This is a genomic window from Endozoicomonas sp. PH6C (assembly GCF_059322965.1).
In genome coordinates, this window is record NZ_CP185342.1 from 6,250,037 (window position 1) to 6,272,885 (window position 22,849).

A 22,849-nucleotide genomic window follows, 5' to 3' on the forward strand; every position below is an offset into this window, starting at 1 on the left:
CATGACCCATACCAGAACACCCTGTTAAGAGGACTGCAAAGAGCAGAGGTATTAATCGTTTCACTTTTGTCTCGCTACAGGCATTCACTCAAACCATGATTTTATAGAATCAAACAGAGTTTTGGCGGGCTCAATCACAGTTCGACCACAGCCCTGATAATCCTCGGGCTCTGAACCCTTTATATAAGGGACTTTTACCGCTCCCTCACAGCTCTTCCCTGTTCTTACATTTTCTGCCGGTTTTGTCCAGACGTACTCAATCTGTTCACTGTTCAAAGGCTGCACCGACTTGATTGGCACCTGTTGCATAAGACGTGTCCAGACTCTGAGAGCACCACTACTGCCAGTCAGGTTGGTCGGACTGTTGTCGTCATTCCCTAACCAGGCCACTGCCATCAGATTTCCGGTAAAACCCGCAAACCAGCTGTCTCTCAGGTCATTGGTGGTGCCACTCTTTCCTGCTAACTGAATATCCTGACTGATACTCCAGTATGCACGACGCCCGGTACCTTCTCTCATGACCTGACCCATGGCATGTCGCAAAAGCTCCATAGGAGCAGAGTCGAAAGCTCTCTCAACCGAGAGACTGTAGCGCCTCAGGGGTTGTCCACGGGCATCCACTACCGCATCAATGGCCCGCAATGGCATCCTGAAGCCGCCACTGGCGATGGTCTGGTACATGGAGGCGACATCCATAAGGGAAAGGGATGCGGCTCCCAACATGACGGAGGGATAGGGTGGCAGGTTTTTCTCAATCCCCAAACGCTCAATAGTGTTCAGAACATTATTCAGACCCAGAGCCATACCGGTCTGGATTGCCGCCTGATTGTAAGACCTGGCCAGTGCCTCTTGCAAAGGCACTATGCCTCTGGACTTGCCATCGTAATTGGCAGGCTTCCAGAGTCCGCCCTGTCCGTCATCTACCTGGATAGGAGAATCATTGACAGGTGTCGTTAACGTATAGCGCGAAGGCTGCTCCAGCCCCGTCAGATAGATTGCTGGCTTAAGCAATGAGCCTACAGGGCGCCGTGCATCCAGAGCCCGGTTAAAACCGACATAACCCGGATTTTTGTCGCCTACTACCGCCAGAAGATCGCCGGTCTGGGCGGAGGTCACCACCATGGCTCCCTGCAGATCAGGATTATCTTTTTCAAGTTGATCCACAGTATCAGTCATACTTGCCTGCGCAAAACGCTGGATAATGGGGTCCATATTGGTAAAAATTCTGAGGCCTTCCGAGGTAAGATCACGTTCGTCGTAATCTTCCCTGAGCTGTTTTTTCACCATATCAATGTACGCGGGATAAGCACTGGTATTAAGCTGTTCACGGGTCACAACGCCCAAAGGCAGTTTTTTGGATCGTTCAGCTTCAGAGCGAGACACAACGCCTTCATCTGCCATCACATCGAGTACCAGATTTCTGCGCTCCTTTGCTCTTCCGGGAAAACGTCTTGGATCGTAATAGGAGGGACCTTTAACCAGCCCCACCAGCAGAGCAACACGGGCAGTACTTAGCTCCTGAATGGGCTGAGCAAAGTAGAAATGACTGGCCAGACCAAAGCCGTGAATAGCCCGCCGACCGTGCTGCCCCAGGTATACTTCATTCAAATAGGTTTCCAGAATGTCATCTTTAGAATAATGAAAGTCCAGTAGCACCGACATGATCGCTTCATTGATTTTTCGGGTCAGGGTTCGTTCATTGCTCAAATAAAAGTTTTTGACCAGCTGCTGAGTCAGTGTGCTCCCACCCTGTATGACCCCTCCTGCTCTCAGATTGACCAGAAATGCTCTGGCTATCGAGCTCGGTGAAATCCCCCAGTGGTCATAAAAATTCTTGTCTTCTATCGCTAACAAGGCTTTGGTCAGATGCTTTGGTGCCTGGGATTCTCGGATAAGAATGCGATCCTCAAAGGTTGAGGGATAAATGCCTCCTATCAGTTGAGGGTCCAATCTTAGCAATGGAATATTTTCGGCGGCTTTTCCTCTAAGACTGACGACTTCATTACCAGAAAATACGACACTGGCATAACGGGAAGGTTCAGCACCATCCGGGAAATGAAAACCCCTGCTGTAAATAGTGAAACGATTCCCGGAGCGGGCAAAGGTACCGGGTCGCCTGACATCTCTGACGGCCTGATAACCCTGGCGGCGAAGTTGAGCCTGCAGCTCATTCGGGTTGAGGAGCTGTCCCTCATAAAGCTCCAGAGGGCGAGAATACACCTGGGCAGGAATCGCCCATTTCTTGCCTTCAAACTTTTGAGTAACAACAGCGTCCAGATAAACCGAATAGGCAGCAAGCAAAATCAGGCCGACTACTCCCAGCTTTACCAGAACCGGAAACCAGCGCCTGAGCCCCCCTGCATTCTGGGCTTTCTTCTTTCGTCCTGACGACTGCTTGCCTCGGGACGGTGTTTTTTTCTTTGTGACCATGGTGCGAGATTATACGCCATAGCTTTCCGCAATAGCTCTATGGTTTGCCGTGTTTTTATCTCGGATTACTTTCCCACGGCGCAATCAGTAAAAAGTATTGCTTCCAGTTATGATGTTTACCACAACCCCTGCGTTTAATTTTCCTTTATTGAGGCTTTAATCAAGCCCTCTGCCTATACTCAGTGACCATTCCCAATCTATCGAATGTTATAGCGATGCCCCCATTTCTAAAGGAGAACTGGCTGGACGCCCTCAGCTTATCGGGACAATTAACTCTCGAACCTTTGCTGGATATGGCCGTGCAACTGGCTTATTTTCATCAGGAAATTGAAGTCATTACTACCCATCAGCACCCTGGCTCTGAAGAGCACGTCTGGTTTCCGGTAGCTCAAAACTTCGATCAGATAAGACCTTTGCTGGATCAGGAAGAAGATATTGCGCAGCTTGCCAGAGTGGAAAAGTGGTCCTCGGACCGCTATCAAGCATTGCGGCCCCTGATTCGAGAACGGGAGGGCGGCACCGACTCCATGGCTGATCTTGGCTTCCTCTGTGTGAATATGGATGCCAGAGGGCTCTGTGAGTTAACTTTTTTTGTCGTTAATAAATATATGGATATCAGCGGGGACTTTCGGGGCCTGGGTTTATTAAGTTTTTACAGGGTCTACCAAGCACTGGTTCAAGCCAGGATCGTCTTGCTCCGATCGTATGATGATCTTAACGATCAACTGACATCACAAGCGCTTGCTGAATATCGCCTGTATGCCAATTTGGCTGAAAGCTATTGCCAGACTAAAAAACCATTTCTTGCCATTATGCAGGGACTATCGGGTTCCGGAAAAACATCAGCAGGTCGGGAACTGGTGAAACACGCCAACTGCATCATGCTGAGAACAGATATCGAGCGGAAAAGATTATTTGGTCTCAAGCCTGAAGCATCGAGCCATGAAGCCGGGCTGAGTATTTATACACAGGACGCCACCCAAAAAACTTATTTAACCATTCAGGAAGCCGCTCGCTCTCTGTTAAGTCAGGGTATTTCTGTTGTTATTGATGGCGCTTCTCTCAAATTTAAGGAAAGAGCGTTATGTTGCCAGCCTGCCATCGAACTTCAATACCCTTATTTTATTGTCAAATGCATGGCACCCGATGATGTTCTTAAACGCCGAATTATTAAACGTCAATTCAACAACACCGATGCTTCCGAGGCGACCATAGGTCTGATCAAACAGCAACGTCAGTGGGAGGAACCGCTCTCGGATCAGGAAAAAGAACACACTATAGTACTCGATACAGCCTGTAAGCATTGGCGTGAAAAACTGCTCACTGACCTGACGATGCAATTGAATTGATCTATTTTTCCTTCTTCGGCTGCCGTTTTCTGAGCAGCTTCAAAGACTCGTCTATCATTAAACTCATTAAAAGAAATTTCCCTCTGACTTTCAGAAAAATATCAAGCACACCCTCCATGGACGCTTGGGACGATTTGGAAAACCGGTATGGCAACTGACCTGATCGAATTAAAAAATCTTGGTAAAACTTCAGTGCAGTGGCTTAACGCTGTGGGTATTCGAACTCTTGAACAGCTTCATGAAGTAGGCGCCGTGGCAGCCTACTGCAAAGTCAGAGACAGAGGCTTTAAAGTATCAAAAGTACTGCTTTATGCAATGGAAGGTGCTTTAATCGGGGCCCACTGGAATGAACTTGACAATGAGCACAAAAAACGTCTGCTCAGTGAAGTGAAAAACTATCAGGGCTGAAACTCTCAGCCCTTCTTCTCTCCCTGGCCACACACCGGACAATCCGGATCGGCAATCAGCTGAAGGCTTTGCCATTCCATACTGGCAGCATCAAACATCAACAGTCTGCCATTCAATGTTTTACCCGCTCCTGTTAGAAGCTTGACCGCCTCCAGTGCCTGCATGGTACCGATCGTTCCCACTACAGGTCCCAGAATGCCTGATTCCGAACAGCTGAGTTCTTCAGCTACCTTTTCTGGGTAAAGGCAACGATAACAAGGTGCATTTTCCTGCCAGCGATCAAATACCGTTAACTGGCCATTAAGGCGAATAGCTGCACCCGTGACCAGTGGCACTCCCAAACGAACGCTGCAACGATTCACCATGAATCGGCTGTCAAAGTTATCAGTAGCATCAAGAACCAGATCGCTGTTCTCCAGCAGACTCAGTAATTCCTGCTCTGTAAGCTTTTTGGGAATGAGGTCTAGTTCAACACCCGGGTTCATGGCGCTGATTCTTGCCGCCGCTGCATGCACTTTAAATTGTCCGATATCATCGGTAGAGAAGGCAATTTGTCTTTGCAGGTTGGTGGCATCCACCACATCCGGGTCAATAAGAGTCAGTCTTCCGATTCCGGCTGCTGCAAGATACATGGCTGCCGGACAGCCCAACCCGCCAATACCAACAATCACTATATGGGCGTTGAGCAGGCGCTCCTGCCCCTCAATATCGATCTGAGGCAAAAGTATTTGTCGGCTGTAGCGCAGCAGCTGATCATCATTCATTTTGAAACGTCAAACCCGGCCCTGTATCAGGCCTCGGACTCTACGAATTCTGAGTAGGCTTCAGCATCCAACAGTTCGCTCAGCTGACCTTCGTCGGTGATCTTGACCTTGAAGAACCAACCTTCATCGTAGGGTGCGCCGTTCACTGTTTCAGGTGCCTCTTCCAGCGCTTCGTTAATGGCAATAACTTCACCAGAGATGGGTGCATAGAGGTCAGAAGCGGCTTTTACGGACTCAACCACACCCGCTTCATCTTCAGCAGCCAGAATAGACCCCACTTCTGGCAGCTCAACGAACACAACATCACCCAGAGCTTCCTGGGCGTGATCGGTAATACCGATGGTGGCAGTACCGTCTTCTTCGATTCGGATCCACTCATGGGAACGTACATAACGCAGTTCGGATGGAATGCTGCTCATCGAAAATTCCTCTGGTCACTTAACAATTTGATTCTTCTCAGCCGCTACCAGTCACAAGGCTGGCCACTGACTGACGGCAACGCACAACTATCTGAAGGTAGTCGAAAAGGCTGTTGTTTTTATCAGGGTAGGCATTCTAACCAGAAACTATGGCTTCGCCAATGTTTCATTCAAGACGAATACATTCTGTTGGCATGACCCATGTTTGGAACCTGTACAAAGAGCTTGTCACTGTGACAGACTGACTGAATCCGCGACAAAAAAATCTGGAATCATCATGACACTAACCGATGCCCGCCAGTTTAATATAAACACGCTCTCCGAGCTGGAGTCAGTGCTCCTCCATCTCTCCGAAGAGCAATATAAAAAGAGCACATCGCTTTCGTCGAGTTCAGTAGGTACCCATGTCAGGCACATTATTGAGTTCTATCATTGCTTTTTCAAAGGGCTCGATTACGGTGCTATTGATTATGACAATCGTCCCCGGAATCAGCTGCTGGAAGAATCAATAGAGCAGGCCATGGACTACCTGAAAAATCTCCGCATCCTGCTCGGTAGCCAGAATATGTCACATTACCCCGAAACCGTATCAGTGGTGGCTGTCACGAACTCGGGAAGTCCCATTGAAACCAGCAGCAGTATCATCAGAGAGCTGCTCTTTCTGCAGAATCATACCACCCATCATCTTGCCCTGATCGCCCTGATACTGACGCAGGAGGGCGTCAGTTTGCCCGTCAATTTTGGTGTAGCTACCTCCACCAGACAGCATCGAGCCCGCACTGAAGAATCCACCCAAACAATGACTGATTCACAGCACCCGTGAGCGAAAGTACAGGCCTTATGCCGCAGGCCGGTTATATTCGAGGAAAGCTTTAGCGCCTGCGGCTCCCATGTATTTATTAAGCGTTCTTTCGTCCACTTTCAGAAGATCGACAATAATCAATCCATCCAGGGCATTGTTAAAGTCGCGATCAACATTGAAAGCTGCCAGCTCACCGCTCAGTTTCAAATAGTGCTTTAACAGGATCGGTATACCTTTCTTGTCTTTCTCAATTTGCTGAACCAGAGAAGAGAGGGTTTCAAAATCCGTCAATCCCATCAAATCGGACTGATTCCAAAAGCGCTCTTTACCCGGCTTCAGAGGGGTTGTCGGTTGAACCAGATCACGAAGCACAGTGTCCGAGTTATTCACAGACAGGCAGCCCGCCATTAACTGACGGGAAACCTCTCTGTAATCACTGCTGATGCTGACGGGTCCAAACAGTACCTTGTAACATGGATTGGCAACTACATAGGCACCAATCCCTTTCCAGAGCATCATCAGGGCACTCAAACTCCTCTGATATTCAGGCACTACAAACGACCGCCCCATCTCCAGACAACTGCCCAGCTTGTGAATAAACTCAGCGTGGTAGCGGAATAAACTGCGGGAATAAATGCCATGGATGCCTCTGGAGCGAAGGACCTGATCAACTTGGCCGATCCGATAAGCTCCCATAATTTTTTCTTCTTTCTGATTCCAGAGAAACAGATGCAGATAGTCCTCATCATACTGATCAAGATCTCTGGGTTTACCGGTACCTTCTCCCACGCCTCTGAAGGTCACCTCTCTGAGACGGCCAATTTCCGGCAAGACTTCAAGCAGCTGCTCCGCACCGGCACAATAAACACTCATTTCACCCTTTTCCAGCAGCAGGCACTCCTCTGGCAACTGTTGAACATTGGCTTTCACCTTTTCAGGGGAAACAGGATCGACAATGGGCTGCATTTTTCGTTCTTTTGGAGGCATGGAAACCCGTTTTGTCTGTGCCGGATCATGTGTGGATAGCAGGTATGTATTCAAACGCAGATAATTGGTCAGTGCCGAGTCAGAACTCATGGATTGATAGTCTGAATAATCCAGTGTTCGACCTATGCGAAAGCTCAGGGTTGAACCTCTTTTGTTTAGAAGCTCCCTGATCAATCTGGCCGTTCTCAAACGGGGATGAATCAATCCCATGGCCTGAAATAACCAACCATTCTGGCCTTCGATGAATACCGGTGTCACTTTGGCCATTGTTTGCCGGATAATTCGGGCAGCGGTATTTCTCCACCTGGGATCGGTGACCTGCCTCAGAGAGAGATCCAGACTGGACACTTCTCCGGCAGGAAAAATCAGCAGCTGATGACCCTCTTCCACCCATTTTCGGGCTTCTTCGATGGCATTTACATTTTTCATTCGGGCATCGGTGCTGATGATGTCCACGCCTATGAACAGCTCTTTCAATTCATGAATTCGACACAGCAATTCATTCGTCAGCACTTTTACATCAGGACGAACCTGCAACAATAAATCAGCAAGGGCTACGCCTTCAATTCCGCCAAAAGGATGATTGGCCACTATAACGGATGAGCCTGTCGCCGGAATTGAATCCCGATGCCCTGAAGCCACCTGATGCTGAATATTAAATATTTTCAGTACCAGCTTGAGAAAATCATCTGAGGGGTATTCTTCATTCACCTCTCTTTTATAAATCTGGTCGATGGTTTTCAGGCCCAGGAGCCACTCGGCAGCAGCCTCAGGCAAGCCAGACCGTGTTTTTTGTGGAAGTCTGAACGGAGAACGTTGAGGAGTCATCCTATTTTCCCTTTCTCGCTTTTTTAGCTATGGGCCTATTTGAGCCATACCTCTTCTGTAGATAGCTACAACGCTTTGCTCCTGCTCATAAGGCTGGCCAGCTTCCTGTTTTTTTAATGAACAAGCTGAACTTTATTAGCAAGACTAGAAAGGGTTAATGACAATTCAGTGAACAGGATATGAAGACACTGTGACGATATGCATTTGAGAAATGAGCGAGATACCAGGACCTCGCTGTTGAATCATGCGCTGCCTGGATTAATGAGCCATCATTGTTGGCCAGTTCGCATCCCCCAGCCTGATGAAGCCCGGTATATCCTTCAGCCACTTTCCCTGAATGTCTGCGTCATAATTCAGATACAACTTATTATCCACAATTTTCCAATAATTCGGATCACCCGGTGCTCTTTGCTTTTTCTCGGCGACAGCCCAGGCACAGTAACCGCCGTATTGAGGCCGATATTTATCGGGCGATTTCTTGAAAATCTTCAGGTGTTTTTCTGAGGAAAAGTACCACTCTACCCCCATGTACTTGTATTTGAACCGGGCATTGCCCTTAACGGCTTTTGCTTCCGTAAAGTAAGCTACCGTATCGTAACCACTGACGGCTTTATTACTGAACCAGCCGGTATAAATGTTCTTGTCAGCAATGGCATTGCAACTGAACAGTAACATCAGGGCTAATACAGCCATGAGCAAAAAATGCCGTTCACACCAGACTATAAAAATAGCTTCAGGATTAGAAACAGTGGCATTTTCATAATAAGCAGTGCGGATCATCCTCGCCTCCCTGCGGACAATGACTCCGTATCCGGATATTGCCTGAAAAGCTTCCGCTCATGCTTCCATTGTTGATACAACACCAGGAAGAAAGTTGAGCGAAATCGCTGGCACCGATTCAGCCATCCCAGTCGAAAGAGTAGATACTGATAAAAAGAACTCGATAGACTTCTCTGAGAGAACTTCTGCAATCCCAGACAAAGGCTGCTTTTCTGCTGGCACCGTTCAGTTAAATTATATAGTAATTTTTGCCATTTATTGGAGAATTTATATCTCTAAATCGAATATCTATGCAGCTACAAAAATAGTCGGCGAACCTTCAGCCACTTTATCAACGGCCTCTCCAAGCTCAGTAGAAATTGATGAAGATAACTACAGACCGGCTGACACTTCTTTTGAAGATACTGTGTCGTGCTGTTTATCTTCAACCATACTGATTTAACCACGCCAATAATAACCAGAGGTAAGGATATCTCGCCATGAAAGCAAGGATTGCTTTAATACTGACTTTTCTCGGATTCACTCCCCTGATGGCCTCGAGCCAGGAAATAGAAAACGCGACAGCTCCCCGTCAGGTTACCGACCGAATCATTGTTAAATATCACCCCAAACCCACCGAAGGCAATGCCATGGCATTCATCAAGCAGGGAGTCAGTTATGGCTCCTTTGGTGTTGCTGCGGGTAAGCAGAAAGACATTCTTGAGATTGGCAGCAGCCTGAACATTAATGAGGTCCAGGCACTGGCAGAGGGTCTGGAAGACGATCCTCAGATTGCCTTCGCTGAACCAGACTACATTATGCAAATCATGCGCGTGCCCAATGATTCACGCTACAACGAGCAATGGCATTATTTTGAATCCACAGCAGGCATTAATCTGCCCGCCGCCTGGAATACGACAACAGGTGCGAATGTTGTTGTGGGCGTTATAGATACTGGCATCGTCTATCACAAGGATCTGGATGGCAATGTAGTGTCAGGCCATGATTTCATATCACAGGCGTGGATGGCCAATGACGGTGGCGGCCGTGACACTAATGCCACTGATTCAGGCGATGCTGTCACTTCAGCCGGAGCCTGTGGCTATGCCAATGGAGAACCGGTGCCATCGTCCCCCACCGAGAGCAGCTGGCATGGAACCCACGTCTCCGGCACCATTGCGGCAGAATCAAACAACAGCACTGGCGTGGCGGGTGTTGCCTGGAATGCCAAAATCATGCCTCTGCGCGCCCTGGGCCGATGCGGCGGTTACACCTCAGATATTATTGATGCCATGCGCTGGGCAGCCGGACTGGATGTTTACGGCATGACTCGTAATAACAACCCGGTAAAAGTCCTTAATATGAGTCTCGGTGGTTATTCCTACGGCTGCCCCCGCAGTTATCAAAATGCCATCAATGAAGTGGTCAATGCCGGGGTGACCGTCGTTGTCGCAGCGGGTAATGAAAACACCAACGCCGCTTATGTCACGCCAGCCAACTGTCAAAATGTGATTACAGTGGGTGCTATTAATCGCAGCGGCAACCGCAGCTGGTATTCAAACTTTGGCAGTCATGTGGATATTTCAGCACCTGGTGGAGAGACTCGCTATTACGGAAACGGTATCCTTTCCACAGCCAATGCGGGTGCCACTTCGGCTACCCGGGATAATTACGAGTATTATCAGGGCACCAGCATGGCCACTCCCCATGTTGCCGGAGTAGCGGCGCTCATATACTCAGTCAACCCCAATATCACACCGGCCAGAGTGGAAGAGATCATTAAACTCAATGCCCGTTCTTTTTCTGGTGGTACCTGTAATACCCGTCGTTGTGGCGCCGGCATTCTCGATGCCGGTGCTGCTGTACTGGATGCCAGAGACGAATAAATGGCCAATCGCAGGCTCTTTCGAGCCTGCACCCTTTATCCCCTGGAAAGCACCTTTATCTGCCCAATGTGCAGAATCCGGCTTTTCCAATTCAAATTTCTACAGGTCAGCTAGGGTTTAAAGAAGACCTTTTTTTGAATCTTCAACTTCAGCAGTGTTGGGATTTAAATCCACGGAGCGGAACCTTGAACACTAAATTTCTACCCACACTGCTGGCCTCATGTATTTTCGCAGGCAGCCAGGCTATCGCCGAATCACAGGAAGACGAGGATCTTTTTGAACTCAGCCTTGAAGAGCTGATTTCCATGGAGATTCCAGATGTCACGTCGGTATCCCGAAAAAAGCAGCGTCTGATGGATTCCGCTGCCGCTATCTATGTCATCACCAATGAAGACCTTCGTCGCAGCGGCGTCACTTCCATTCCAGAAGCCCTGAGAATGGTGCCGGGCATGCAGGTGGCAAAACTCAACGCCAACACCTGGTCAATCAGTACCCGCGGATTTAACTACATCTTCGCTAACAAACTGCTGGTTCTGATTGATGGCAGAACCGTTTACTCCCCGCTGTTTTCTGGTGTGAACTGGGATGTTCAGGACACCGTGATGGAAGACATCGACCGGATCGAGGTTATCCGGGGACCCGGAGCAGCACTCTGGGGAGCCAATGCCGTCAACGGTGTCATTAACGTCATTACCAAGAAAGCAGCAGACACCCAGGGGAACCTGATTTCAGCCGGCGCAGGCACTCAGGAAAAGGCCTTCGGAGCCTATCGCCATGGTGGCGAGTTTGGCGAAACCGGTTTCTACCGCGTTTATGCGAAAGCCTTCGAACGGGATGGCCAGCTCGACGCTGAAGGTAAAGATACTTCAGATGACTGGAATATGCGCAGAGCCGGTTTCAAATCAGAGTGGAAAACAACCTCTGACTCAGAGATGACTGTTCAGGGAGATCTTTACGAAGGGACCACCCGACCTCCCTTACGCCTGTTTGATCAATCTCAGCCACTGATTCCACAAATGACCAACAGCTTTATTGTCAGTGGGCTCAGCCGGGATCAACGTGGTGGTAATCTGGGCGCTTATTGGAAAAGAACCCTGAGTGAAACTCATGATTTCTCCTTCAGGGCGATCTACGACAACTACCAGAACTTTGATTACCGGATTGCCGAAAAACGTGACACGGTTGATTTTGAGTTTCAGCACTACTATCAGTTCTGGGGCAAACACGATCTGGTCTGGGGACTCGGCTACAGAACCACCTGGTATGAGGTAGACAACACTCCTTATATGTTCCTGCTTGAGGGCAAAGACTCGAAAAAGACAGAGTTATTCAGTGCCTTCATACAGGATGACATCACGCTTAATGAACAGTGGACCTTCACCCTCAGCTCACGTTTCGAGCACAACAGTTTCACAGGCTATGAGGTTCAGCCTAATGCCCGTTTAACCTGGAAACCCACTGAAAACAGAACTTTCTGGACGGCTCTGTCTCAGGCGGTAAAAACCCCCTCCATCAGTGAGACCGCATTACAGACCGACGGTATTACGATTGAAAATTCCAATAATCTTACTTACGTGATTCCGATCAGGGGTAATCCAGACCTGAAGTCAGAAAAGCTGACCGCTCTGGAAGTAGGTTACCGTGAACAGTTTGGTAACAGCTTTCGCCTCGATATCACCGCGTTTTACAACCAGTACGAAGATATCATCGCTTACGTAGACACGACTGTATGCCCTGATGGCACTGCTGCACTGAGAGTTCCATCGCCAGCATCGGGTTCAATGCTTAATCTCTGTCCGGTTCCCGGCGTCGTTCGATTACCTACCACACTGATCAATGGCCTGGATACCAGAACCTACGGACTTGAAGTCGTTGCGGACTGGCATGCAAAAGACTGGTGGAAGCTGCAGTTTACCTACAGTTGGCTTCAGGTGGATGCGTCACCAAATCAGTCACAAGCAGACTTTCTGGAAACCAATGAAAGAATTGTCGAAGGTCTGAGTGCCTCCAACACAGCAAACATTCGATCCACAATGAACCTGCCTAATCAGTGGTATTTTGACTTCTGGGTCCGCTACATGGACAACTTGAAAAATGCCAGTATCGGAGCCAACACATCGCTGGATATGCGAGTCGCGAAAAAGCTTGGGGACGGTCTTGAGTTCTCAATTGTGGGACAGAATCTCTTCAGGAATCACCACCGGGAGTTCTACGAACCTCTGAGTGGTATGGCACCAACAGAAACCCGGGAATCATGGTACGCCCAGATTCGCTGGCAATTTTAATCGGATGAAGGAGGATTACTTCATGCCGATGCCAATCAACATGATCAAATCAAACATAAGACTGCTGCTGATAACGGCCAGTTTGTCGGTGATGTTCTTTACCAGTGCAGTCAAAGCTGGCACACCGGAGGACAAGGTCAAAACAGCCATTGTTTATAAAATCACCAAATTCGTGAGCTGGCCAAAGAAAAAGCAAAGCCTCACTCTCTGTATTATTGGAGAAGGTTCAATTAATAGTGAGTTGGTCAAAATTAACCGTAAAAGCAGTATGGGCAGACGCCTTTCTGTCACCCGAAAAGATTTGAATGCGCCTGTGGATAAGCTGTGCGACATTCTGTATATCCACAGCATTGACCAGGCTTCCTCTTCAAAAATGACCCGTAGTCTTAATGGCAAGCCTATTCTAACCATAAGTGACGGTCGTTCATTTGCCGAGCAGGGTGGATTAATTGGTTTGGCTCGGAAGGGGAAGAAGATCAACTTCACCATTAACAAATCCTCTGTGGATAAGTCAGGTCTGAAGATCAGCTCTCAACTAAAAAGTCTGGCCAAAGTCATTGAGTAAAAAAGCCACACGAAAAACATTAGTCACTCGTTTTCATCCCATTCGGGATGAAAACCTTTTTCAGTCAAGCAATCAATCATGGTGACGTTCAGAAATCTGCCTATCAAGCGAAAATTGCGTTATGCCATGCTCATCACGGCGTATGCGGTACTTCTGGTAACTTTGTCCATTCAGAGTATCAGCGATCTTATGAAGTCTCGGGCCTCTCTGGTTGAACATATGGAAACTCTGGCAGAGGTTGTAGGTTCCAATGCTCATGCCGCTCTGCTTTTTGGGGATGAAAACTCTGCCAAAAAACTGTTAACCGGTTTTGGCAGCGCTCCCCATGTTCAATCCGCTTTTCTTTTAAATGCTGACGGTGAAGAGATTGCTGCCTATCATCGTTCCAATCAAAGTCCCTGGGCCTTCTCAATAAAAGACCCTGAACGTCCTGTTACTCTTTTCAGCAGTACCCGTCTCCACTTGTACCGCCCCATTGTTCTCGATCAACAATTGATTGGTGCTATCTACATTCAGGGTGATCTGTCACCTCTGTATATAGAGCTGACTGAAAACCTTTTTTTAGCCTTGTTAGCCGCCCTGATCTCTATCATTCTGACCTCTATTCTTGCCTCAAAACTGCAGAGATTACTGGCTAAACCCATTACTGAGCTAGCCAACACCATCTCCCAGATGACCAAAAACGAACAGTATGATCATCAGGTTCAAAAATTTGATAACGATGAGATTGGTCAGCTGTACGACTGCTTCAACGAAATGCTGATGCAGATAAAAGAACGGGACAAGAGACTGCAACAACATCGCGAAAATCTCGAAGCTTCTGTTGCCGAAAGAACCAGAGAGTTACACAGTGCCAACCGCGAACTTAAAGATAATATTTCTGAACTGCATGAAGCCAAGGAAGCAGCCCTTGAAGCAGCCAAGGCTAAAAGCGCTTTTCTCGCCAATATGAGTCATGAAATCCGCACGCCTATGAATGGCGTTCTGGGTATGCTGGAGTTGTTAAAAGATACACACCTTAATCCAGCACAGCAGGACTTTCTGGAGACTGCCTATAACTCCGCAGATGTGTTGCTGCTGATTATTAACAACATCCTCGATTTTTCCAAAATTGAAGCAGGAAAGATGGATATTGAATCCATTAACATGAACCCTGCAGAGATCGCTGAGGATATCTGTGCCCTTCTGGCAGTCGAAGCCCGAGAAAAAGGTCTGGATTTAAGCTGTTATACCGATGTAGATCTACCTGCTATTTTGCAGGGAGATCCGGTACGACTGAGACAGGTACTCACCAATCTTGTGGGTAATGCTGTCAAGTTTACTGAAGAAGGTGAGGTGATTGTCCGACTGAATATGTTGGAAGCCAGGGAAAACCGGGTCAAAGTGGAATTTTCAGTAAAAGACACCGGTATTGGTATCGCACCCGATGTACTGACCAATCTGTTCTCAGCCTTTACCCAGGCCGACGGTAGCACCACCCGCAAGTTTGGTGGTACCGGCCTGGGGCTCACGATATCCAGACAGTTACTAGAGCTGATGGGCAGTGAGGTCAAGGTATCCAGTGCTTTGAACCTGGGCTCTACGTTCTCATTTGTTCTGGACCTGAATGTATCTGACTCTCAGACACTCAAGCCTGACAATACCAGTCATGCTCCGCAAGACATAACAGGACTGACTGTCGACGAGAATGCCTTTAGTCATCACATTCGAATTCTTCTGGTTGAGGACAACCTGGTTAACCAGAAAGTCGCTGTCAGTATGTTAAAAAAAATCGGATTAAATCAAACTGACATTGCAGCAGATGGCAATGAAGCAGTCAGTATGAGCCATAATCAGACTTATGATCTGATACTCATGGACTGCCAGATGCCGGCAATGAGTGGCTATGAAGCCACCGGCCTGATAAGAAAACGAGAAAGTGCTCATAACCTGCCACGCACTCCCATTATTGCCCTGACTGCCAATGCCATGCAGGGAGACAGGGAGAAATGTCTGGCATCCGGCATGGACGATTATTTGAGCAAGCCCATTAAGACCAATACCCTCAAAGAGAAACTGAGCCAATGGCTGATTAATGATTTTAATGACAATGATTTCGAATCAGATATTAAACCTGTTTCCGAAAAGATAGAAACAGAAGACAGCCTTGAGCTGGAAGAAAGCCTTGAAACAGAAGATCAAGACCCGATTCTGGATATGGCCACTCTGGATACCCTGAAAGACATCATGGAAGACGAATTTGACAGCCTTGTTGAAAGCTATCTTGAAGATGCTCCATCACTGTTGAAAGACATTCAGAACGCCTCAAAAGAAGCAGACTTACAGGTTATGATTCGGGCAGCCCATACATTAAAGTCCAGTAGTAATAACTTTGGTGCAACACTGTTGACGGGTATTGCACTGGAAGTGGAAAAAATGGGCAAAGATAATCAGCTCTCCAATGCCATTCACTTAATTCCTGAGCTCGAAGAGGCTTTGATTAAAACCACTGAGGCACTTAAATCACTCTGAGCCATAATTAATTTTTTCCCAGAAAAGAAAAACCTCGCATTGCGAGGTTAATGAATACCGGGCTGACTCCCTGTGAGCATCCTGCTCATTATTTTGCGTCCCTGCCTCTACATTCCATGTAGATTGATAGCCCAGTACTTTAATCATAGACAATTACCCAAAAATGAAAAAACCTTTCAACACCCGAGTGAAGAAAGGCTTTATTGATTGATTAAATGTGGAAACTATTCGCTATCAAAATTGTTCAGCCGACAATTCATAAAGCGCTTCTGTTCCAGAAGCTGCAGAAACGAGTAAACCTTCCATTCTGGGCAATAAACGCTGGTAAAAGTATCGGGCAGTAATAATCTTGGCCTGATAAAATTCATCTTCCTGAGTGCCTGCTGACAACTTGGCTTGAGCTTCTCTTACCATCATCGCCCACATCCAGGCATAACAAACGTATGAAAACGCATGCAGATAATCATTACAGCTGGAATTAATCACATTCGGATCATTGGCAGCCTGACTCAGCAGATCATCTGTCAGGGTCTCAAGTTTGACCAGAGCTGCTTCCAGAGGAGCAGTGAACTCATCGCCTTGTCCTTCAGCAATAAAACGCCTGACATTAGCGGCAAATTGTTTGAATGAGGTACCACCATTCATAGCGATCTTGCGACCCAGCAGATCCAGTGCCTGAATGCCATTGGTGCCTTCATAAATCTGGGCAATACGAACATCCCTGACCAGTTGCTCCTGTCCCCACTCACGAATGTAACCATGACCACCAAATACCTGCTGACCGGAAACACAGCTTTCAAGGCCCATATCGGTCAGGAACGCTTTCACAACGGGGGTCAACAGGCCCACCTGATCTGAAGCCTGGTTTCTTTCTGTTTCATCCGGGCTGAACTTGGCGGTATCCAGCAGATTCGCGACATAGGTTGAAAAAGCTCGCCCACCCTCGTTCAGAGCTTTCATGTTAAGCAGCATTCTTCGAACATCGCCATGCACAATGATCGGATCGGCAGCCTTTTCAGGCTGTTGCGGACCGGTAGCTGCCCGGCCCTGAACTCTGTCCAGAGCATATTCGAGAGCTGACTGATAAGACATTTCACTGGTGCCCAGTCCCTGAATACCGACAAAGAGTCGCTCATAGTTCATCATGGTGAACATAGCGTTAAGACCCTTGTTAACATCTCCCACCAGGTAACCTTTGGCGCCATCAAAGTTCATGACACAGGTGGCTGAACCCTTGATCCCCATTTTGTGTTCCAGAGAACCACAGTGAACCTGGTTTCTATCTGCCAGAGTCCCATCTTCATTCACATTTACCTTGGGTACCAGGAACATGGAAATACCTTTGGGTCCGGCAGGTGCATCGGGCAATTTGGCCAGAACCAGATAAATGATGTTTTCTGTCAGATCATGCTCACCGGCAGTAATGAAAATCTTGGTGCCGGTAATGTTGTAGGAACCGTCACCATTATCTTCCGCCCGGGTTCTGATTATACCCAGGTCTGTTCCACTGTGTGACTCAGTCAGGCACATAGCTCCCGTCCATTCGCCGGAATAGAGTCTGGGAAGATAAAGGGACTTAAGCTCTTCGCTGGCGTGGGCATCAATCGCCAGCGCAGAACCGGATGTCAGGCTCGGGTAGAGGATAAAGGCCAGGCTGGCACTGCTGAACATTTCATCAAATTGTGCACTCAGTGCTTTTGGCATCCCGATACCACCATACTCGGGATTGCCCGCGATGCCTGTCAAACCAGCTTCTGAAAACAACCGATAGGCTTCTTTATAGCCTTTCGGAGTGGTAACGCCTTCTTCACTCCAGTGGCAACCTTCCTCATCACCTTCCCGGTTGAGAGGAGCCACTGTTCTCGCAGCCAGTTTGGCACCTTCTTCCAGGAAAGCATCAGCCGTTTCACGATCAACCACTTCCTGGGTAGCAGGCCACTGACTCCATCGCTTGTCGGTATTGAACACTTCGTACATTACAAAGCGCATATCACGGAGAGGTGCCTGATAGTCTGCCATGGGGGACACTCCTGAAATTTTAATGTTTTTAATCAGTGTCCGGTCATTTTACCCCAGAGGAACAGGGGCTAAAAGGAATGTTTTAAACTAACGTTTGAATTTTTAACTACAAAAAAACGACATCTCCAATTTGTGGTATTTTTTGATAAGGGTGGCAAACGTTCAGGGCATTAGAAACGGTAATAAAAACCCGCAGAGAAAACCACCGCCGCATAGGATAACTCAACACCAAACCCCTTATAGTCGATGTCGAGTACGGCCTGAACCAGAGGGAAGACACGGCTTAGATATTCCTTATATCCATAGACAATCCCTGCGCGATACCCTGCCTCTATATCAAAGGCTCCATATTTTTGTTGATACAGAGTTCGCTGCACACCTCCAGACCAGACTCTGTCACAGTGAGTATTAATGAGAGTTGCGCCGTAATAACCTTCATAGGAGAAAGCGATCAGCTTATTGTTGCTTTCCTGATCATCACCACCCTCAAGATGAAAGGTCCACATGCCCAGGTAAAGATGATCTCTGGAAGGACGACCCCAAATTTGATCGACCCAATCTGTCTCCTTGTTAAAACTGTCATAAGGCAAAGAAGTGTCTGCAGTGACTGAAACGAGTTCTTCTTTCCCATGCGAGCCCTCATCCCTGATCTGCAAGTTTTTAAGGTCTGTGTCAACAGCCAATAGAATGTCTGTCGGCTCTAACCATTGCAAATGCCCCTGATGAGCCCGAAGCTCGTAGTTCATTTCATTATTTTCAGCCGCTTGCACTTTCAAGCCGCAGGGTATCAAAAGAAGAAATATCTGTAAGAAAGAATTAATGGATTGCTTAAAAAAGCCCGATAAGGGATTTATTAGTGTTTTCTGCTTGCTCATCGCCTCGCCTAATACAGCTCCGGTTAGGTACTTATATCTCCACGGACTTTGAAAAAGGACTAATGCCGTGTTTTTTTATAGACCAGCGTTGGAGGTTAGGCAAAAAACATTAGACTCAAAACAGTGTCTGGAAAAAAATCACCAGACTGCATTTTTATTAAATAACTGCGCATATTTCAAAGGAATGTTTATGCGGTATCTTATAACCCTGATCAGCATGATGCTGAAAATCACATGGCAGCCAGACTGGATGCAGGATCAGCTGCCCGATAAACGTCACTTTTATCGTCGAACCTTGACTGGCTCTTATCGAGCCAAGAAAAAGATTGTCAAAAACATCTGGATCGCAGCCGGACTGTTAATGCTGATTAATCCGGTTATACACATTGTGATGCTAATCGCTCTTCCCGTTACCCTCCTCAGTTTTGTTATTCTCGATGAAACTTCCTAGTGTTCAGACATAAAAAAAGGGGCTGCCGAAGCAACCCCCTGTCAGAAAACTCTTATCCGGGATTAGAGTTCACCGAAATCTTCCTCAGCCATATCCAGCAGATTCGCTGTGCCTGACAACATGGCAGATTTGTGAGCCTGTGTTCTTGGCAGGATACGTTCAAAGTAGAAACGTGCAGTCTGAATCTTGGCTTTGTAGAAGCCTTCTTCAGTTGTACCTTCAGCCAGCTTCTCCTTGGCCAGGCGAGCCATATCAGCCCACATATAAGCCAGAGTCGCATAACCGGAATACATCAGGAAGTCGACGGAAGCCGCACCCACTTCATCAGGATTTTCCATCGCCTTCAGGCCCAGCTGCATGGTGAGATCGCCCCACTCCTTGTTCAAGGCAGCCAGTGGCTCAACAAAGGCTTTCAGGTCTTCGTTTTCAGCGTGAGCTTTACAGAACTTGTGAATTTCCTTGGTAAATGGCTTCATGGTTTCACCACCGCTCTGGAAGATTTTTCTTCCCAGCAGGTCCAGAGCCTGGATACCGGTAGTTCCTTCATACAGCATGGAAATACGGCAGTCACGAACGTTCTGCTCCATACCCCATTCACTGATATAGCCGTGGCCACCGTAGCACTGAAGTGCGTGGTTGGCAGACTCAAAACCGGTTTCGGTCAGGAAAGCCTTAACGATAGGTGTCAGGAAGCCCAGTTCCTTATCAGCCTGTTCACGCACTGCTTCATCAGGACTGTGCAGCAGATCTGCTTTCTTGGCTGTGTAGTAAAGAAGGGCACGATTGCCTTCGGTTAAGGATTTGATGGTCAGCAGCATCCGACGTACGTCAGGGTGCACAATAATTGGGTCAGCCGGACCTTCAGTGTTCTTGGCACCGCTCAGGGAGCGCATTTGCAGACGTTCGCGGGCGTAGCGCAGAGCACCCTGGAAGGCGATTTCACCGTGGGACAGGCCCTGAATACCCGTACCCAGGCGGGCAGTATTCATGAAGGTGAACATGCAGTGCAGACCACGGTTTTCCGGACCAATCAGGAAGCCGGTTGCTTCGTCAAAGTTCATGACACAGGTGGCGTTACCGTGAATCCCCATCTTGTGCTCGATGGAACCACAACTTACGCCATTGCTCTCACCGTGCTTGCCAGGCAGATATTTGGGAACGATAAACAGCGAGATCCCTTTGGTACCTTTTGGAGCACCCGGCAGACGCGCCAGAACGATGTGGACAATATTGTCTGCCATGTCGTGTTCACCGGCAGAAATAAAGATCTTGGTACCTGAAATTTTATAAGTACCATCAGCGGCAGGCTCGGCTTTGGTTCGCAGCATACCCAAGTCAGAACCGCAGTGAGGCTCGGTCAGACACATGGTACCTGTCCATTCACCGGATACCAGCTTGGTCAGGTAAGCTTGCTTCTGTTCTTCAGTACCATGGGCTTCCAAAGTATTCATGGCACCATGACTGAGTCCGGGATACATGCCCCAGGCCCAGTTGGCTTCTCCCATCAGTTCGCTGAGAACCAGACCCAGAGAGTAAGGCAGACCCTGGCCACCGTATTCTGGATCACTGGATAGTGAAGGCCAGCCGCCTTCAACGTATTGCAGGTAAGCCTCTTTAAAACCGTCTGGTGTTTTTACACCGTCCTCGGACCAGGTGCAGCCTTGCTCATCACCGACCTGATTCAAAGGGGCCAGAACCTGTTCACAGAACTTGGCACCTTCTTCAAGGATGGCGTCTACCATATCAGGGCTAGCTTCTTCTCCGCCGGGGAGACTGGCGTAATGTTCCTGATATCCCAGGAGCTCGTCACGAACGAACCGGATATCGCGCAGGGGGGCCTTATAGTCTGGCATAACGGTACCTCTGGGTTGTCTTATGTTTTAGTGTTTATTTATGAAACAGATTGTAAAATTATAGCAACAGTTTCAAACAGTCGTTTGAAAGTTACGATCGCTTACAGTAAATGTCAACTATTGTTCATTTTCCTTTCCTGTTTGTTCGGTTGATTTTCATGGTCGAGAGTTTTGATGCAGGGCCTGTGGTGAATGAGGTCAGCGGCAAATCTTACCCGGATGATTTTTTCCCGATCGCGTGTTTTTTTAAGCCTGTTTTGCGGGGGAATCAGATCAGGTGGAGCAGTCATCGACAGAGAAAATTAGTGTCGATGCCATTGTGAATAATGGTTTCACTGCTTTGATGCTGGCATGCGAGAACGGAAAAAAAACGTTGTGTTATCCAGTAACCAAGGTCTTCAGGTGTTCCCATCTTCTGCGTTTTTGAAATTGGTGACTATTTAGTCACTACAAACTTTGATTGCCATATACATGAACTATCATAGTTTCTTTGTACCTGACCCGGACCACTTATTGGCCAACACAGATGCTCTACTTATTGAGTGTTGCATTGCTCGCTACCCTCTCCCTTTGGACAGTGAAGGCTGATCAATGTCCTATTTGTCTGGCTCACTTCCATGGCCGAAGTAAAGCGTCCGTGGTCGTCAAAACCCAATGTTGTGGCCAACTTTTCGATCTGGACTGTATTTCGAAGTCTTTTGTTGAACAACCCATCGGCTCGCGACAGTGCGCGATGTGTCGGCAAGACCCGATGCCTCTGGTAAATCAGAACACCAATGAATCTCACCCGGATACATTTTTCCCCGATCAGAGGTTTTATCTTGCCTGTATAATCGGGGATCTGGGTCAGGTGGAGAGGTCAGTGGCAGAAGGCGTCAATGTTAATGCTGTTATGACTAATGGTCTCACTGCCTTGATGTTGGCATCCCGCTGGAGGCACGCTGATGTCGCAGAACGCCTGATCAATGTCGGGGCAAACGTCAACACCGCCTGGCATGGGGATGGCACCACCTCGCTGTTCCTGGCTGCTGTGAATGGCTTTGCCGACTGCGTAAAAATACTGATCAACGCCGAGGCGGATCTCGACATCCCTCGGACTTCGGATGGCGCCACTCCACTGTTCGCCGCTGCTATGAGAGGCAATACCGACTGCGTGAAACTTCTGATCAACGCCGGGGCGAATTTCAACGCCCGGACCAAGAATGGCACCACACCACTCTTCGCGGCTGCACAAGAAAATAACACCAACTGCGTGAAACTCCTGATCAACGCCGGGGTGGATATCAACATCCCTCGGGCCTCGGATGGCTCCACCCCACTGTTGGCCGCTGCTGTGAAAGGCAATAGCGACTGCTTGGAACTCCTGATCAATGCCGAGGCGGATCTCAACGCACGAACTGAGGATGGGCTCACCGCACTGTTCATGGCAGCTCAACAAAATAACATCAATTGCGTGAAACTCCTGATCAACGCCGGGGCGGATCTCAACATCCCTCGGATTTCGGATGGCATCACCTCGCTGTCCATCGCAACCGCGAGGGGCAATATCGAGTGTGCGCTAGCCCTTATCAAGGCTGGAGCAAAGTAGGGAACTGAGGCAAGGAAGGGAGCAAAAAAAAGGCGTTGTTTTATCCGGTAACCGCAGCTCTCAGCTGTTG

18 protein-coding genes are annotated in these 22,849 nt (G+C 48.1%); 10 read left to right on the forward strand and 8 right to left on the reverse strand.

The window, feature by feature from the left end; all coding sequences use genetic code 11:
* Window positions 1–84: 84 nt before the first annotated feature.
* Window positions 85–2,430, reverse strand: a complete 2,346-nt coding sequence (gene mrcB, locus ACOMG9_RS21905) for a penicillin-binding protein 1B (protein ID WP_448218467.1) — start codon at window positions 2,428–2,430, stop codon at window positions 85–87.
* 215 nt (window positions 2,431–2,645) lie between these two features.
* Between mrcB and ACOMG9_RS21910 the strand changes: the two genes are divergently transcribed.
* Together ACOMG9_RS21910 and ACOMG9_RS21915 are read left to right on the forward strand one after the other, a co-directional pair.
* Window positions 2,646–3,779 (forward strand): P-loop nucleotide/nucleoside kinase family protein, encoded by a 1,134-nt coding sequence (locus ACOMG9_RS21910; RefSeq protein WP_494529416.1) that lies wholly within the window; start codon window positions 2,646–2,648, stop codon window positions 3,777–3,779.
* 147 nt (window positions 3,780–3,926) lie between these two features.
* Entirely contained in the window at window positions 3,927–4,187 is a 261-nt protein-coding gene (locus tag ACOMG9_RS21915) for a TfoX/Sxy family protein (protein WP_422135563.1), read from the forward strand.
* Between the two features lie 5 nt (window positions 4,188–4,192).
* Here the strand turns inward: ACOMG9_RS21915 and ACOMG9_RS21920 are convergent, their stop codons facing one another.
* Window positions 4,193–4,951: a HesA/MoeB/ThiF family protein gene (locus ACOMG9_RS21920; protein WP_422412359.1), complete on the reverse strand. Its 759-nt coding sequence runs from the start codon at window positions 4,949–4,951 to the stop codon at window positions 4,193–4,195.
* 26 nt (window positions 4,952–4,977) lie between these two features.
* A complete protein-coding gene (gene gcvH, locus ACOMG9_RS21925) occupies window positions 4,978–5,370 on the reverse strand; it encodes a glycine cleavage system protein GcvH (RefSeq protein WP_448218469.1) in 393 nt (130 codons plus the stop codon).
* A gap of 277 nt (window positions 5,371–5,647) precedes the next feature.
* Between gcvH and ACOMG9_RS21930 the strand changes: the two genes are divergently transcribed.
* Entirely contained in the window at window positions 5,648–6,193 is a 546-nt protein-coding gene (locus tag ACOMG9_RS21930) for a DinB family protein (RefSeq protein ID WP_448218470.1), read from the forward strand.
* A 15-nt stretch (window positions 6,194–6,208) separates the two neighbouring features.
* On the opposite strand, the gene ACOMG9_RS21935 is transcribed toward ACOMG9_RS21930, so the two are convergent.
* Window positions 6,209–7,987 (reverse strand): bifunctional lysophospholipid acyltransferase family protein/GNAT family N-acetyltransferase, encoded by a 1,779-nt coding sequence (locus tag ACOMG9_RS21935; protein ID WP_448218471.1) that lies wholly within the window; start codon window positions 7,985–7,987, stop codon window positions 6,209–6,211.
* A 258-nt stretch (window positions 7,988–8,245) separates the two neighbouring features.
* On the reverse strand, window positions 8,246–8,767 hold the full coding sequence (locus ACOMG9_RS21940; protein WP_448218472.1) for a YHS domain-containing (seleno)protein: 522 nt from the start codon (window positions 8,765–8,767) through the stop codon (window positions 8,246–8,248).
* A gap of 94 nt (window positions 8,768–8,861) precedes the next feature.
* On the opposite strand from ACOMG9_RS21940, the gene ACOMG9_RS21945 reads away from it, so the two are divergent.
* The 5 genes from ACOMG9_RS21945 (at window position 8,862) to ACOMG9_RS21965 (ending at window position 15,993) form a co-directional block, all read left to right on the forward strand.
* Window positions 8,862–9,209: a hypothetical protein gene (locus tag ACOMG9_RS21945; RefSeq protein ID WP_494529417.1), complete on the forward strand. Its 348-nt coding sequence runs from the start codon at window positions 8,862–8,864 to the stop codon at window positions 9,207–9,209.
* A gap of 37 nt (window positions 9,210–9,246) precedes the next feature.
* Entirely contained in the window at window positions 9,247–10,632 is a 1,386-nt protein-coding gene (locus ACOMG9_RS21950; protein WP_448218474.1) for a S8 family peptidase, read from the forward strand.
* A gap of 185 nt (window positions 10,633–10,817) precedes the next feature.
* Window positions 10,818–12,917, forward strand: coding sequence for a TonB-dependent receptor plug domain-containing protein (locus ACOMG9_RS21955; RefSeq protein WP_494529418.1), 2,100 nt, complete (start codon window positions 10,818–10,820; stop codon window positions 12,915–12,917).
* A 22-nt stretch (window positions 12,918–12,939) separates the two neighbouring features.
* The gene (locus tag ACOMG9_RS21960; RefSeq protein ID WP_448218476.1) at window positions 12,940–13,482 is read left to right on the forward strand and encodes a YfiR family protein; all 543 of its coding nucleotides are present in this window, start codon (window positions 12,940–12,942) and stop codon (window positions 13,480–13,482) included.
* Window positions 13,483–13,560: 78 nt separating this feature from the next.
* Window positions 13,561–15,993 carry an ATP-binding protein gene (locus tag ACOMG9_RS21965; RefSeq protein ID WP_448218477.1) on the forward strand — a complete coding sequence of 811 codons (2,433 nt, stop codon included), beginning with the start codon at window positions 13,561–13,563 and terminating at the stop codon, window positions 15,991–15,993.
* A gap of 234 nt (window positions 15,994–16,227) precedes the next feature.
* Here ACOMG9_RS21965 and ACOMG9_RS21970 read toward each other — a convergent pair whose 3' ends face one another.
* Both ACOMG9_RS21970 and ACOMG9_RS21975 read right to left on the reverse strand, forming a co-directional pair.
* Window positions 16,228–18,012: an acyl-CoA dehydrogenase C-terminal domain-containing protein gene (locus ACOMG9_RS21970; protein ID WP_448218478.1), complete on the reverse strand. Its 1,785-nt coding sequence runs from the start codon at window positions 18,010–18,012 to the stop codon at window positions 16,228–16,230.
* A gap of 170 nt (window positions 18,013–18,182) precedes the next feature.
* The gene (locus ACOMG9_RS21975; protein WP_448218479.1) at window positions 18,183–18,758 is read right to left on the reverse strand and encodes a hypothetical protein; all 576 of its coding nucleotides are present in this window, start codon (window positions 18,756–18,758) and stop codon (window positions 18,183–18,185) included.
* A 319-nt stretch (window positions 18,759–19,077) separates the two neighbouring features.
* On the opposite strand from ACOMG9_RS21975, the gene ACOMG9_RS21980 reads away from it, so the two are divergent.
* On the forward strand, window positions 19,078–19,338 hold the full coding sequence (locus tag ACOMG9_RS21980) for a hypothetical protein (RefSeq protein ID WP_448218480.1): 261 nt from the start codon (window positions 19,078–19,080) through the stop codon (window positions 19,336–19,338).
* 62 nt (window positions 19,339–19,400) lie between these two features.
* Here ACOMG9_RS21980 and ACOMG9_RS21985 read toward each other — a convergent pair whose 3' ends face one another.
* Entirely contained in the window at window positions 19,401–21,191 is a 1,791-nt protein-coding gene (locus tag ACOMG9_RS21985; protein ID WP_422139081.1) for an acyl-CoA dehydrogenase C-terminal domain-containing protein, read from the reverse strand.
* 526 nt (window positions 21,192–21,717) lie between these two features.
* On the opposite strand from ACOMG9_RS21985, the gene ACOMG9_RS21990 reads away from it, so the two are divergent.
* Window positions 21,718–22,779 carry an ankyrin repeat domain-containing protein gene (locus tag ACOMG9_RS21990; RefSeq protein ID WP_448218481.1) on the forward strand — a complete coding sequence of 354 codons (1,062 nt, stop codon included), beginning with the start codon at window positions 21,718–21,720 and terminating at the stop codon, window positions 22,777–22,779.
* Window positions 22,780–22,849 lie beyond the last annotated feature (70 nt).